We start from the raw sequence: 13522 nt of genomic DNA, 5'->3' as shown, positions 1-13522 counted from the left end.
GTTCGACTCCACAACCGGCACCGCCGGCGCGGCGCCTTCCGCCGTACCCGATCAGCAGGCCGTCCAGGGAAAGGAGTCAGCATGGTCACCAGCCCAGCAAGAACCACGCTCATGGCAGAGGTGGAGCGATTGCCCACGCCGCCGCTGCGCACCTCCACGGAGATCCAGGGCAATATCCTGGCCGCGTTTCACAAGGACTACATGACGTTCCGCTACCTGCGATTCCCGGACGCGGCCCGCGGACGGGGTTGGCTCTCGGCGATGCTGAACACGGTCTCGGTGACCGCCGAAGTGGAGGACTTCAACGAGGCGTTCTCCCTCTCCCGCCGCGCCTACGGTCAGGACCCTGACAAATGCGCGACCTGGGTGGGGCTGTCCCTCACCTATCAGGGTCTGATGGAGGTCTCGGTCCAGCCCGAACAGGTCGAGAAGGACCTGTACGCTTTCGAGGCGCTGCGGGCGGGCGCCGACGGGCGGGCCGCGATCGTGGGCGACGACCCGGCCCAGTGGGTGTTCGGTTCCGGTGAGAACACCGTGCACGCGGTCGTGGTGGTCGCCGCGGACACCAAGGAAGACCTGGACAACAAGCTGCTGAAGATCGCGGCGGCGGACAGTGCCCATGGCATGATCCTGGTGGGCGAGGACAAGGGTGAGATCCTGCCGGGCGAGCTTCGAGGGCATGAGCACTTCGGTTTCAAGGACGGTGTCTCCCAGCCCGGAATCAGTCAGTTCCACCGCGAGGACCCCAGGAAACCCGGATATCGCGAGAATCGGCTGGGGGCCGAACTCATCGCGCCCGGCGAGTTCGTCTTCGGGTACCCGTGCGAGGAGGGCAGCAATAACCGCACCGGGCCGGCGTGGATGAAGGACGGCTCGTTCCAGGTGGTGCGCCGTCTCCACCAGGACGTGGCGAGCTGGCGCGCCGCCATTGCGGAGGCGGCGAAGAATTTCACTCCCGCGCTGGATTTCGACGGGCTCGCCGCCCGCGTGGTCGGCCGGAATCCGGACGGCACGCCGCTGGCCAGGCCGTCCGATCCGGTGGCCGGTATCGGTAGCGATCTCAACGACTTCGACTACCGGAACGACCCGCGCGGCCAGGACACACCCTGCGCTGCACACACGCGCAAGACCAACCCGCGTCATGCCGACCCGGCCATCCATACGCGCAGCCACCGCATGCTGCGCCGCGGCATCCCGTACGGCCCGCCCCTCGTACCGGGTCAGCCCGATGACGGGCAGGAGCGCGGCCTGCTGTTCGTGTGCTACGGCACATCGCTCGAGGAGCAGTTCGAGCATGTCCAGGCACGATGGGCGAACGCCGCGGACTTCACACCTGGGGAGCCGGGCGCACCCACCGGCAGAGACAACGTCTGCGGTCCCGGAGGTGAGGCCCAGTTCGAACTGGGCGAGAACGGCCCGCAGGGCACCGTGGACATGCGCGGCTTCCTCAAGACCATGGGCATGGTGTACGCCTTCACTCCGTCCATGTCCACACTGCGGCTGCTCGCCGAGGGCGCGCCACTGCCCCGATAGACCACCCTGCCCTCGCCCCGCAAGCCACGAGGAGTCCCTCGCTTCGTCGGCCCCGGTTGAACGGACAGCCGGGGCTGAAGGAAACTCCGCGTCCCGGGACGGCCGTCCCTCGAAATTCGCCCAAGGCCGTCCGCCGCCATACGCCGAGAGCTGACCCTGGGCTCTGGTCTGCGGCCTCTGACCTTGAACCAGGGCGCCGCGCCCTCCATCAGCATCCTCCGGTTCCACGTTCTTCCTGGGGACGCAGGGGTTGCTTGGGCAGTTTGGCAGTTCGTTCCCGGTGGGCTGCGGCGGCCTGTCGCATGGCCGTCTGCTCCGTAATGCCGAACAGCCTCATCAGTTTGAGCGGATTGGCGGTCTCGAACGCATCGTTGAGGACCCGGTCCCGGCGCAGGCCCTCCAGGGACACCCCCTTGGGGAGGACTCCTTGGAGCAACCCGATGCTGACGGCCGGCTGGTCGGGGCCAAGCGCGGTCTTCTGGCTGACCAACAGGCGCGGGTTGGTTGAAGCCCGTCGGCGGCGGTGGCGGGAAGTCAGCCAATCGATGCCGAGCTGGTGGGTGGACCCCTCCAGATGGACAGTGTGCCGCACCAGCCGGTGGCGGATTTCGAGAGTGCCGCGGGCGAGGCTCAGGTCGGTGGTCCGGACCGTACGCATGTTGCGGCTCCTGCCCCCACCCACGCCGATCGGCAGGTCGATCAGCAGTTGTATAGCCCCTGCCGTGGCGGGCCGGGTCTCGTCGAGGAGGCGGTACGGGTGGCAGCCGCGGCAGCGGCCGATCGGCCGGGGTCAGCGCGGGGCCTGCCGCTCAGCGTGTGCGGGGCCTTTCCGGGCCCCGCTGGGTCCGGTGGTGTAGGTCGGCCGCTGACCGGGCCCTGTGTACCGCCCGTGCTTGCCCGTCGCGGACCGCTCCTAGCCGGTCCGGCGGGCGGTGAGCAGCAGGTACTCCCATTCCATGACGCCGTCCTGCAGCGCGCCGGCCGCCAGGTCGGTGAGGGCCGCGTCCAGGTCGGCGGTCCGCTGGGGGTCGTCGGCGATGCTCCGGTAGACCGCGATCGTGGGCCCATAGGTGGCCTTGAAGAACTCGCGGAAGTCCTCCGGCTCCCGGAAGGCGTCCACGCGGAGGGTTCGGCGGTGCGCCTGGACATCGGTGACGCGGTCGCCGAGCAGCGTGCGTACGTGCTCCTCCTGGCCCCACAGCGGTGGCGGCTGGGCTCCCGGGGGAGGCGGCGGTGCGTACGGCTTCATGGTGGCGAACATCTGCCCGATGAAGCCTTCGGGGGTCCAGTTGAGCAGCCCGATGGTGCCTCCGGGCCGGCAGACCCGCACCAGTTCGTCGGCGGTGGCCTGGTGGTGTGGGGCGAACATGACTCCGACGCAGGACATCACCGTGTCGAAGGTGCCGTCATCGAAGGGGCAGCGGCTCGGCGTCGGCCTCCTGCCAGCTCAACGTGGCGCCGTGCGCCTCGGCCTCCTTCCGGCCCTCGGCCAGCAGCTCGGGTGTGAGGTCGGAGGCGACCACGTTGCCGCCGGCCAGGGCAGCCGGGATCGAGGCGTTCCCGGACCCGGCGGCGACGTCCAGCACTCGGTCGCCGTCCTTGACGGCGCAGGCCTCCACCAGGGCGGGGCCGAGAGCCGCCACGACCTGAGTGGCGACCGCCGGGTAGTCGCCGAGTGCCCACATCATCCGGTGCTTCGCTTTGAGCGCGAGGTCGGCCTCGCGTGCGTCCGCCGGTCCAGCCGGAACTCGAACCGCAGCCGCCGAACACGGTGTTCGGCCGCGACCTTTCCGAGCCGCTCAGCGGTGAGTTGGCAAGCTCAGGCTGATGGGTGCATTCCACCGATCTGATGCTGGTTGCCGTCCCGGCCGAGCGGATTTCCGACTCAGGTCACAGGTCACGGGGTCACAGGTCAGGGCCACAAGGGTCGTTGGGGAGCGGGGCGAAGGGTGTCCGTGTGTGCCCCTCGGGCGAGCAGCCGGCGAAGGGGCCCTGTAGGGGGTCCATCAGAACGCGCAGGTGCGGATCGGCATGTTGGATCCACCAGGTTGTCAGGCCGAGGGTTGGTTCAAGACGCAGCTGCTCCCAGGCCAGCCAGAGCGCGGACAGCCGGGCCCCCGCCTCGGGGTGGTCCCACCAGCGCGGACACCAGGTGGCGGTCGTACCGTTCAGGGGTCGGCGGATGGTGGGGGCCAGAAAGTCGGTGACGAAGGCGAAGACGTCGTCGAAGTACAACGGGACTTCGGTGCCTGGAGGGTGCTCCTCCACCGGCGGCACGGAGAAGGGAGGACGCGGCTTGCGCGGCGGCTTGGGCGGGGGGTACGCCTTCAGCAGCGCGTCGAGGGCGCTGTCGCGGTACCGGAGCTCCTTCAGGATCCAGCCTTGGAGCTGCTCCTGCAGTTCGGCGACCTCGGCGTAGGCGTCCGCCTCCAGGCAGTCGACGAGCCGTTTCCTCCAGGTGTCCAACTCCCGGCCATGGTGGTCCTCCTCGTACGGCGTTCGGGCACCTGCCAGGAAGAAGGCCAAGGTCATGTGGTGGCGCTTCCACGCCGTGTCGCCCGCTGCCTCGGCCGTGACCTGCGCCGCCACCCGCTGTGCGTGCTCGGCTGCTGAGTCGTCCGTGGAGCCGGTGCTCTCGTTCGGTGCTTCGTTCATGAGGTGACGATAGCCTATTATCGTCGCAGCGACGATAATAGTGACGCGGGCATGCCCAGCCCGTGCCCATGCAGCTTTCGGGCAGCTTGGCCCCCTCGTCCATGTGGCACCCGCTGAGAGCTCAACTGACCACCCGTCAGCGACTGAACGCGTACACCAGCTCCGTGCCCAATCCCATAGCGGCGGCCCGGACGATCGCCGGCCCCTCCAACCCGGACCGCATCGAAGACCCGGTCATCACCTGGATGCAGCGCGCCCGCACAGTCCTGGGGCTGGTGGCCGCAACCTGGCTGGTACTGGCCTATCCCTTGCGTGAGGGGCGCCAGGATTTCGTGCTCGGCAAGCTGGAGGGAATGCTGATCGGCTGCGCCATCATCGTGGTGGCCGGAGTCATCGGCATCGGCCTGTGCATCATCCTGGCCCGCGCTCCGTTGGGGCGCGTCTACACGCGCCGCCTGGGCGGGCCGCTGCTGGCGCTCGGCGCGCCGGTCCTCGGGGCCGGCGTGATCTGGCTGATGACGGCAGCCCTGAGCGGCGACATCATTTCGCCCTCGGACGTGGGCCCGCACGACATCACCTTCGGGCTCTTCGGTAGCTTCCTGGGCACGATCTTCACCGGCCTCCTGATCGTCCTGCTGTTCGTCGCGGCCGGACTCGTCTGCGTCGTCGTTCTCATCGCGGCCGTGCTCTTCACCCTGGCCGCCCTGGTCGTCGGGTTGAACTGCTGCTTCCGCACGGGTGACGTGCACGAGCTGCTCCCGGCCCTGCTGTCACCGCTGCTGGTCTGGTCCCTCTTCGGCTTCCAGCTCTCCGACAGCCCTACGCCTGCCGTGCAGCATCTCCTCGGCCTCGAATCCTCCCTCCTCCCGGAGCCATCGCCCGGGAGCAGGGAAGGGGAGAGAGGGGAGGGGTTCAAGCCTCCAGCAGCGCGTCTCGCACCGGGATCCAGTCCAGGGCGGAGCGGATGCCGTCCTCCAGGGACAGCTTCGGCGTCCAGCCCAGCAGCTGGGCCGCGCGGTCGCTCTTGGTGTAGCCGCCGGCGACGTCACCGGGACGGGGTCCGGCGTCGGTGGTGGCCAAGGGCGTACTGACGACACGGTTGAAGGCGTCGCACAGTTCCCGGACCGTGGTACCGGAGCCGGTGCCCAGGTTGATCGCGATCGAGCGCTCCAGCCCCGTGAGGATGGAGTCGAAGCGCTCGATCGCCGCGATGTGGGCGGCGGCGAGGTCCCAGACGTGCACGTAATCCCGGATGCCCGTGCCGTCACGCGTCGGGTAGTTCGTCCCAGTGATCGGGAACGGGCGGCCTTCCTGGTGCGCCCGGATCAGCACGCCCAGAGCGTGGCTGGGCCTGCGCAGCTGAAGCCCGGTCCGCAACTCGGGGTCAGCACCGACAGGGTTGAAGTACCGCAGCGACAGCACCCGCATCTTGCCGGCGGCGGCGATGTCCGCGAACATCTCCTCACACACCGCCTTCGTCCGCGCGTAGGGGCTCTGCGGAGCCAGCGGCGAATCCTCGTTGACGGCAGAGCCGTCCTCCGCCTGGTAGATGGAAGCCGAGGAGCTGAAGATGATGCGGTCGCAGCCGTTGCGGTACAGGTGGCGTACGAAGTCCAAGCTCTTGCTGACGTTCGCCTCGTAGTATCCGATCGGGTCCGCCACGGACTCCGGGACCACGATCAGCGCTGCGCAATGCACCACGGCGGAGATCTCCGGGTGCTCCGAGAAGATTCGGTCGATCAGCGCACCGTCCGCGATGTCGCCCTCATAGAAGGTGCGACCCTCGGTGAACTCGCGTCGGCCGCGGACGAGATTGTCGAGGATCAGGGGGGTGATGCCTGCGTCCAGACAAGCGGAGGCGACGGTGCTGCCGATGTAGCCGGCTCCCCCGGCGATGAGGACGGTGGTCACAATGATCTCTTCCTCGGTCGTCTGTACCTCAGCGGATAACCGAAGGCCCAGGCTAGCGGAGAAACCGGGCAGGGGAGGGCGGCCGTCTGAGCGGCCAGCACGCCTACGTCATCGCTGACCAGCCCGGGGCTCCCGACGACGTGCTGGTCGGGGAGGTCGCCATGGAGAAGGGCTGGCCGCGCTGGGCCCGAGTGGGGGCCGCGGGCCGCCGCTCTGCAGCCGGTGGCCGATCCACCGGCGCCGGGAGCCGCGGTCACCCCGGGAACCGGCCTGCCGAACGCAGCTGCCAGCGCCGTTCGGCATAGGCCAGGTCGTCCCGCCACAGCCGGCCCGCCGCGGTGCGCATCACCGGGCGGAGGAGCGGGGCGGCCCGGCGTACGAAGGCGAAGCCCGGGCGGTCGGAGGTCGCCACCACCGCCTCGGTCACCGCCGTGCGCGGACGACCCCGCTCGTCCGGCCCGAGCGGGGTCGCATGGGTTTCCACCACGGAGCCCACGCCTTCCCCCTCCGTGATGCACATGACCACGGTGCGCGGGCCCGGAGCGGTGAAGACCGCCCGCACCGGCACCACCAGCCGCCCGGCCACCTTGAAGGAGACGTCGACCGTGAACCGGTCGTCGGCGTCGCCCTCGCCGGGGGAGCCGACCACCGTCAGGTCGACGAACGAGTACGGGTGGAACCACGCCCCGTGCCACGGATCCAGACGGTTGGCCACGACGTCCTCGGGTTCGCAGGCCCCCGTGCCCTCGTACACGGCGCTCACCCCGCGTGCGCCGGCCGGGCGGACCGGTACGACGGGGGCGTCCGAGGGCTCCTCCCCGCCGGCCTCGTCGAGCCGCACCCAGACGAGGACGCCGTCGTCGAAGGCCGGCAACGGTCCCCAGCCCGCGAACGGGGCCCCGTCGAGGGCGAGTCCGTGCCAGCGGCACACCAGCGTCCCGCACCGGACAGGGCTGTCCGCCAGTGGCGCCCCGAGGTGCGGGCAGACACCTGGCCCGGCGACCAGCCCTCCGTCCGCGCCGCGCCAGACGACCACCTCACGGCCCGCGACCGTACGGGCCAGGGGGCGGTCGCCGCGCAGGGTGGCGGAGGCCCCCACGACGTACCAGTTCCCGGACGGTCGGGCCTGGGCCCGTTTCAACGCCCCTGCAATGACGCCCGGCTTGGCGTCGCGCCAGGTGGGCCGCTGCCGGTGCCACGGCACGTTCCTGCGGCGCAGAGAAAGGAGCGGACGGGCACCCCGTGCGGACGGTTCGGGGCTCACGCGCTCTCCTCGGAGACCGGCCGGGCGGTGCCGGCGGGCGGCGCCTGGTGCGGCGCCTGGTGCAGCGCCGGGTGCATCGGCGGGTGTGTCGGCGGCAGCGTAGGCGTGCGCGCCGCTGCTGACCGGATCCGGTGGCGCAGCCTGGCCCCGACCACCCGGGCCAGCCCCCGCGCCGCCACCGCCGCACGCTGCCGGCCCGGCACCACGGCACGCCGGTGCAGTACGGGGTAGCCGTCCCGGGCGACGGCGTCGAGAATGCTCCCGTACAGCACGTACGCCGTCCGGATGCAGGGCCGGGACACCGGATCGAGCATGGCGAGGCCGGGCTCCGCCTCCCGGTAGACGCGGCGGGTGAGCGCCTCGAACTCCCGCAGGGCGGCGTGCACACGGCGGTCCTGGCGGCCCGTGTCACGGCACCGGCGCAGCAGTTCCCGGTCGACACCGTGCCCGGCCAGCAGATCGGCCGGCAGGTACACCCTCCCGCGGTCGAGGTCCTCGCCGACGTCCCGCAGGAAGTTGGTCAGCTGGAAGGCCACACCGAGGGCCGCCGCATGCGGCTCGGCCTCCTCGTGCGGCACCACCGTGCCCAGCACCGGCAGCATCTGCAGGCCGATCACGGCGGCCGAGCCGTGCATGTAGGCGCGCAGGTCGGCGTAGCCGGCGTAGTCCGTCACCACCAGGTCGGACCGCATCGCAGCCATGAAGTCGCGGAAGTGGCTGTGCCGGATGGCATAACGGCGCGCGGTGTCGGCCAGGGCCAGCACCACCGGTTCGTCGCAGACACCGTGCCGCAGTGCGCTGTCCATACACCGCTCAAGCGCCGCCAGATGCGCGCCGCGACGGCCCCCGCCCACCCTGCGGTCCGGCGAGTCGACGATGTCGTCCGCCCACCTGGCGAACCCGTACAGCGCGTGCACGGCCGGCCTGCGCTCGGCCGGCAGCAGGCGGGTGGCCAGGAAGTACGTCTTGCCGTGGGCCGCGTTGAGCTCGCGGCACCGGTGGTACGCCGCTCGCAGCGCCGGGTCGGTGATTCCCGCGGCGTCGAGTTCGCGTCCGGTCATCGGGCCGCCCCCTCGGTCCGGGCGGAAAGACGCCGGCCGCGCCCCGTGATCCGGGCGGCCGCCAGCTTCCCCGACACCAGGGCGGTCGGCACGCCCACGCCGGGTGTGGTGCCGCAGCCGGCCAGTACGGCGTTCTCCGTGCCCCGCACCAGATTGCGGGGCCGGAACGGCCCCGTCTGCAGGAAGGTGTGGGCCGCCGAGAAGGGGGTGCCCGCCGCATGCCCCTGGCCCAGCCAGTCGGCCGGGGTGACGAGGGACTCGTCCTCGATGGCCGCCTCGATGCCGCCGAGGCCGCGCCGTTCCAGCTCGCGCAGGAGACCGGACCGGTAGCGCGGGCCGAGCTCGCCCCAGGCGGCGGCACTCGGGCCGATCTCGGTGTTGGGACAGGGAGCGAGGACGTAGTGCAGATGGCGGCCCGGTGGGGCGAGGGCGGGGTCGGTGGCCGTCGGTCGGGTGATGAGCAGCGACGGATCGCTCATGAGCCGCCCCCGGCGGGTGAGCTCGTCGAAGGTGGTCCCCCAGGCAGCGCCGAACGAGATCGTGTGATGGGCGAGCTGCGGCCAGGTGCGGTTCGTACCGGCGTGCAGCACGACGGCGGAGGGGGAGTGCCGCAGCCGCACCGGCCGGCGGGGACGCCGGCCGATGAGCCGGTACGCGACCGGCAGGTCCGGCGTGAGGACGACCGCGTCACAGGGGATGCGGTCCTTCGCGGTGACGACGGCGATGACCCGCTCGCCCGACCGTTCCAGCCGGGTCACCCGCTCGCCGAACCGCAGCTCGGCACCCGCGTCCGCGGCGGCGTCCGCCATGGCCTGCGGCAGGGCGTGCATACCGCCGCGGGGGAAGTACACCCCGGCCACCGTGTCCATGTAGGCGATGACGGCGTAGGCGGCGAGGGCCCGGGCCGGCGGCACACCCGCGTACAGGGCCTGGAAGGAGAAGACCCGCTGCAACCGCTCGTCCTTGAGGAAGCCGCCGATGCGCCGGTCCAGCCGCGAGAAGCCGCCGAGCACCGCAAGCCGGGCGAGGTCACGGGTCAGCAGGTCGAGGGGGGAGTCGAAGTTCGCGTCGATGAAATGGCGCATCTGGGCCCGGAAGAGGCGCTCCAGCCAGGCACGCAGCCGCCGGTAGCCCGCCGCCTCGCCGGCACCGGCGAACCGCTCGACCTCTGCGGCCATCGCCTCGCCGTCGCTGTGCACGTCCAGCGTGCTGCCGTCCGCGAAGGAGGCCCGGTAGGCCGGGTGCAGCGCAATCAGGTCCACCCGCCGGTGCAGACTGTCGCCGACCGCGGCGAATGCTTCGTCGGCGAGATCGGGCATGGTCAGCACGGTCGGGCCGGTGTCGATCCGGTAGCCCCTCACGTTCAGGCGTCCCGCCCGTCCGCCGGGCAGGTCATCCCGTTCGACGACGGTGACCCGGCGTCCGGCGCCCAGCAGATGGAGGGCCGCCGACAGGCCGGCCAGTCCCGCCCCGACGACCACCACGTGGTCCGTACGGCCGGACACCGTGCGGGTCATCGCCCGGCCTCCGGCGTTCCGGAGCCCACCGGTGCGAAAGCGGGCGCGGGACGTGCGTGCGAGGGCGGGCTGCCCGCTGCGCCGGAAGACGTCGCCGCGGCCAGCAGCCCGCGCAGGCGGCCCCTGGCGTCCGCCGCGCCGAGGCGGGCGCCGTCGAAGTGGCGCAGCCCCTGCGCCGACAGGCGGCCGATCTGCTCCTCGACCGCCGCCCGGGCGCCGGTACGCACCAGGACCTCCCGCACCTCCTCGAGTGCCTCCGGAGTCCGACCCTCGCCGTCGAGGGCCCGCCGGAGCACCTCCAGGGCAGGCCGGTCACCCTTCCTCTCGGCGCGCGCCACCGCCAGGGCGACCAGATAGGTCGGCTTTCCCTCCCGGATGTCCCCGCCGCAGCTCTTGCCGGTGCGCCGGGGGTCGCCGAAGACGTCGTCGAGGTCGTCGCGCAGCTGGAACGCCGTACCCACCCGCCGCCCCGCCGCCCCCAGCGCCCGCATCGTACGGCCGTCCGCACCCGCCACCGCCGCGCCCAGCACGAGGGGCCGTCCGACCGAGTACAGCGCGCTCTTGAGGCAGGCGGCGCGCAGCGCGTGCGGCAGCGAGCGCGACGCGGTCAGCTGGCCCTGCAGGTCGAGGAACTGACCCGCCACCATCTCCATGCGCATGTCGCTCCACAGCCGGCGCACCACGCTCGCCGTGCACGGGTCGAGCGCCGAGTCGGCCACCACGTCGTCCGCCCACGCCAGCGCCAGGTCCCCGGCCAGAATCGCGGCCGCCTCCCCGAACCGGGCGACGCGGGTCGGCGAGGCGACACCGCTGTACCGTTCGCGCACATCGGTGTGCATCGCCGGACGGCCGCGCCGCAGCGTCGAGCCGTCCATCAGGTCGTCGTGGACCAGCGCGCAGGTCTGGAGCAGTTCGAGGGCCGCACCGATCCTCAGGGCCGCCGTGGCCGTCGACTCGTCGGCCCCGCCGCAGGCACGCATCGACCACCAGACGAGCTGCGAGCGGGTGCGCTTGCCGCCCTCCTTGGTGAAGCGCGCGACACGCCCGACCAGTTCACGAGCGAACGTGTCGTCCAGGACCCCGGCCCGGCTGAGCCGGTCGGCGAGCAGCCGGTCCAGTACGTGCCCCACCGCGGCGGGCACGTCCGTGTCGACGGCGTCGGGCTCGACCGCCGGTAGGACGAGGCCTTCCGGCCCGCTTCCGCCGTGCGCCGCGGCGGCGGCCGACCCGCCCGGCCGCCCCCTCCGCGGCGAGGACCCCGAAGGGGCCACCAGGCGGGGGACGGGCGGCGGCGTGTCCGCGGGGTGGTCCTTCGCCTGGGTGGGGCGCATCCCGGTTCCTCTCCTCGGTCTCGATCGCTCCTCACGGGTTTTCGGTCCATTCCCGCGATACGGATGCGGTGCGGAGCGCCCTACGCCGAACGCGCGGGATTGCCACCGCGCGGACGCACCCGCCCGGGTGACCGCATCCGGGGACTGCATCCGATTCCACGCGGAGGCGGGAATCCTCACACGTCGCGCGCACGCAGACGTCGTGATGGAGACCTCGGATGGAGACGTCGGATGGAGACGTCGTGATGGAGACGTCGGGATGGAGGGAGCCGCCGTGCTGGAGGCGGACGTGGTGGTCATCGGTGGGGGAGCCGCCGGGCTGTCCCTGGCCCATCGCCTGAGCGGACACATGCCCGGAGCACGGACCCCGTCCGTGCTCCTCGTCGACGCCCCGCCCGGCCCGCTGCGGCCCGGCCCGCGCACGTGGTGCTTCTGGGAGCCCGGCCGCGGCCGCTTCGACGACGCGGTGCGATCGCAATGGCGTCACCTGCGGGTACGGCCGCCCGCCGGCGGCGCGATCGAGGGCGACATCGCGCCGCTGCGGTACAAGATGATCCGCTCCGACGACTTCGAGTCCATGGTCGCTCGGGACCTCGCGCGCAGCCCCAACGTGCGGCGCCTGGAAGCGACCGCGGACACCGTGGAGGAGACTCCCGCCGGAGCACGCGTGCTGACGACCCGACCCGATGGCCGCACCCACGCCCTGCAAGCACGCTGGGTCTTCGACTCGCGGCCCCTCGCCAGTCTCCCGGCCGCCCGCACCACCTTGCTCCAGCACTTCCACGGCTGGTTCGTACGCACTGCTCGGCCCGCCTTCGACCGCGACACCGCCGAACTGATGGACTTCCGCACCCCGCAACCCGCCGACGGGCTCTCCTTCGGCTACGTCCTTCCCACCGGCCCGTACGAAGCCCTCGTGGAGTACACCGAGTTCTCCCCGCGCACCCTGACGGCGAGCGGCTACGAAGCGGCGCTGCGCCACTACGCCGACGACGTGCTGCGCCTGGGCGACCTGGACGTGGTCGCGAGCGAGACCGGGGTGATCCCCATGACGGACGCTCCCATGCCGCGGCGGGTCGGCGCATCGGTGTTCCGGATCGGTGCCGCGGGCGGTGCGACCCGCCCGGCCACCGGATACACCTTCGCCGGACTCCAGCGCCAGACACGGGCGGTCGCCGCCGCCCTGCGGCAGGGGCGCCGGCCGGTACCGCCGGCCGCCCACTCCGTGCGGGCCCGCACCATGGACGCGGTACTGCTGCGCGCCCTGGACAGCGGCCGGGTCGACGGCCCCGCTCTGTTCTCCCGGCTGTTCACCCGCGTCCCGATGGGTCGGCTGCTGCGCTTCCTCGACGGGCGCACCAGCTTGTTCGAGGACCTCTCCGTCGGTCGGCACACCCCGGTCGGCCCCATGCTGCGCACCGCCGTGGAGCTGCCCCGACTGCCGCGCCGCCCCTTCCGCTGAACCTCCCGTCCCCACCAGTTTCTGGAGACCGCATGACCCTCCTGCGCGACGAGAGCCTCGCCGCCGCGTTCGACCACGCGTCCCGCAGTTACGACGCGCTGGTGGCCGCGAATCCCGGCTACCACGCGCACCTGCGGCGCTCGGTGCGCCGCCTCGGGCTGCCCGGACACGGAGAGGGCCTGCGCGTGCTGGACCTCGGCTGCGGCACCGGGGCGTCCACGGCCGCCATCCGGTCCGTCTTCCCGGCCGCCGGCGTCACGGCCGTCGACGCCTCTGCGGGCATGCTGGGACGGGCCGCCGCCAAGCCGTGGGCGGACGGCGTGCGGTTCGTCCACGCGCCGGCCGAACAGCTGTCGGAGGCGGGAGTCACGGGGCCGTTCGACGCGGTGTTCGCCGCGTACCTCTTGCGCAACGTGTCCGATCCCGACGCCGTGCTCGGCACGGTCCGCGCCGTACTGCGACCCGGCGGACGCCTCGGGGTGCACGAGTACGCGCTCAGCGGGCGCCGCGCCGACCGGGCGGTGTGGACGCTGGTGTGCTGGGGCATCGTCCAGCCCGTCGCGACCCTGCTGGGGGACGGGCCGTTGTATCGCCACCTGTGGCGCAGCGTCGTCGGCTTCGACACGGCCGACCGGTTCGCCGGCCGGATCCGCGGGGCCGGCTTCGACCGGGTCCGGGCCCTGCCCCTGCCGGGCTGGCAGACGGGCATCACCCACACCTTCGTGGGCTCGCGCGGGAAAGGCCGCCGGTGACCGGCCCGGCGCCCCTGCAGCCTGCCGCGCCCCTTC

At 72.1% G+C, this 13522-nt stretch carries 12 protein-coding genes; 3 read left to right on the top strand and 9 right to left on the bottom strand.

Features of this window, described 5'->3' with window-relative positions:
• Window positions 1-111 precede the first annotated feature (111 nt).
• Entirely contained in the window at window positions 112-1533 is a 1422-nt protein-coding gene (locus AB0F11_RS27450; RefSeq protein ID WP_362178998.1) for a Dyp-type peroxidase, read from the top strand.
• A gap of 208 nt (window positions 1534-1741) precedes the next feature.
• Here AB0F11_RS27450 and AB0F11_RS27445 read toward each other — a convergent pair whose 3' ends face one another.
• The 9 genes from AB0F11_RS27445 to AB0F11_RS27405 all read right to left on the bottom strand — a co-directional run bounded on the left by AB0F11_RS27445 (window position 1742) and on the right by AB0F11_RS27405 (window position 11272).
• Window positions 1742-2191, bottom strand: coding sequence for a hypothetical protein (locus AB0F11_RS27445; RefSeq protein WP_362178996.1), 450 nt, complete (start codon window positions 2189-2191; stop codon window positions 1742-1744).
• Window positions 2192-2446: 255 nt separating this feature from the next.
• Entirely contained in the window at window positions 2447-2902 is a 456-nt protein-coding gene (locus AB0F11_RS27440; RefSeq protein WP_362178993.1) for a hypothetical protein, read from the bottom strand.
• A gap of 37 nt (window positions 2903-2939) precedes the next feature.
• Window positions 2940-3221 (bottom strand): class I SAM-dependent methyltransferase, encoded by a 282-nt coding sequence (locus AB0F11_RS27435; protein WP_362178991.1) that lies wholly within the window; start codon window positions 3219-3221, stop codon window positions 2940-2942.
• Window positions 3222-3438: 217 nt separating this feature from the next.
• Complete coding sequence (locus AB0F11_RS27430; protein WP_362178988.1) at window positions 3439-4188, bottom strand: DUF4913 domain-containing protein; 750 nt, start codon at window positions 4186-4188, stop codon at window positions 3439-3441.
• A gap of 912 nt (window positions 4189-5100) precedes the next feature.
• On the bottom strand, window positions 5101-6099 hold the full coding sequence (galE, locus tag AB0F11_RS27425) for a UDP-glucose 4-epimerase GalE (protein WP_362178987.1): 999 nt from the start codon (window positions 6097-6099) through the stop codon (window positions 5101-5103).
• Between the two features lie 253 nt (window positions 6100-6352).
• Complete coding sequence (locus AB0F11_RS27420; protein WP_362178984.1) at window positions 6353-7363, bottom strand: DUF5914 domain-containing protein; 1011 nt, start codon at window positions 7361-7363, stop codon at window positions 6353-6355.
• Window positions 7360-8424 (bottom strand): phytoene/squalene synthase family protein, encoded by a 1065-nt coding sequence (locus AB0F11_RS27415; RefSeq protein ID WP_362178980.1) that lies wholly within the window; start codon window positions 8422-8424, stop codon window positions 7360-7362. Before AB0F11_RS27415 ends, AB0F11_RS27420 begins: the two co-directional genes overlap by 4 nt.
• On the bottom strand, window positions 8421-9941 hold the full coding sequence (gene crtI, locus AB0F11_RS27410) for a phytoene desaturase family protein (protein WP_362178978.1): 1521 nt from the start codon (window positions 9939-9941) through the stop codon (window positions 8421-8423). The genes AB0F11_RS27415 and crtI overlap by 4 nt, the downstream gene beginning before the upstream one ends.
• Window positions 9938-11272, bottom strand: coding sequence for a polyprenyl synthetase family protein (locus AB0F11_RS27405; RefSeq protein WP_362178976.1), 1335 nt, complete (start codon window positions 11270-11272; stop codon window positions 9938-9940). The genes crtI and AB0F11_RS27405 overlap by 4 nt, the downstream gene beginning before the upstream one ends.
• Window positions 11273-11531: 259 nt before the next feature.
• On the opposite strand from AB0F11_RS27405, the gene AB0F11_RS27400 reads away from it, so the two are divergent.
• Together AB0F11_RS27400 and AB0F11_RS27395 are read left to right on the top strand one after the other, a co-directional pair.
• A complete protein-coding gene (locus tag AB0F11_RS27400) occupies window positions 11532-12734 on the top strand; it encodes a lycopene cyclase family protein (protein ID WP_362178974.1) in 1203 nt (400 codons plus the stop codon).
• 32 nt (window positions 12735-12766) lie between these two features.
• Window positions 12767-13486, top strand: a complete 720-nt coding sequence (locus tag AB0F11_RS27395) for a class I SAM-dependent methyltransferase (protein ID WP_362178971.1) — start codon at window positions 12767-12769, stop codon at window positions 13484-13486.
• Window positions 13487-13522: the final 36 nt, after the last annotated feature.

Source organism: Streptomyces sp. NPDC032472 (assembly GCF_040636955.1).
Taxonomy (GTDB): Bacteria; Actinomycetota; Actinomycetes; order Streptomycetales; family Streptomycetaceae; genus Streptomyces.
This window is presented reverse-complemented; position numbering and strand designations above follow the sequence as displayed.

Coding starts and splice junctions, on each gene's coding strand:
- AB0F11_RS27430 (WP_362178988.1), bottom strand. CDS start 4,188: ATGAACGAAGCACCGAACGAGAGCACCGGCTCCACGGACGACTCAGCA.
- AB0F11_RS27400 (WP_362178974.1), top strand. CDS start 11,532: ATGGAGGGAGCCGCCGTGCTGGAGGCGGACGTGGTGGTCATCGGTGGG.
- AB0F11_RS27445 (WP_362178996.1), bottom strand. CDS start 2,191: ATGCGTACGGTCCGGACCACCGACCTGAGCCTCGCCCGCGGCACTCTC.
- AB0F11_RS27415 (WP_362178980.1), bottom strand. CDS start 8,424: ATGACCGGACGCGAACTCGACGCCGCGGGAATCACCGACCCGGCGCTG.
- crtI (WP_362178978.1), bottom strand. CDS start 9,941: ATGACCCGCACGGTGTCCGGCCGTACGGACCACGTGGTGGTCGTCGGG.
- AB0F11_RS27435 (WP_362178991.1), bottom strand. CDS start 3,221: ATGATGTGGGCACTCGGCGACTACCCGGCGGTCGCCACTCAGGTCGTG.
- AB0F11_RS27440 (WP_362178993.1), bottom strand. CDS start 2,902: ATGTTCGCCCCACACCACCAGGCCACCGCCGACGAACTGGTGCGGGTC.
- AB0F11_RS27395 (WP_362178971.1), top strand. CDS start 12,767: ATGACCCTCCTGCGCGACGAGAGCCTCGCCGCCGCGTTCGACCACGCG.
- AB0F11_RS27405 (WP_362178976.1), bottom strand. CDS start 11,272: ATGCGCCCCACCCAGGCGAAGGACCACCCCGCGGACACGCCGCCGCCC.
- AB0F11_RS27450 (WP_362178998.1), top strand. CDS start 112: ATGGCAGAGGTGGAGCGATTGCCCACGCCGCCGCTGCGCACCTCCACG.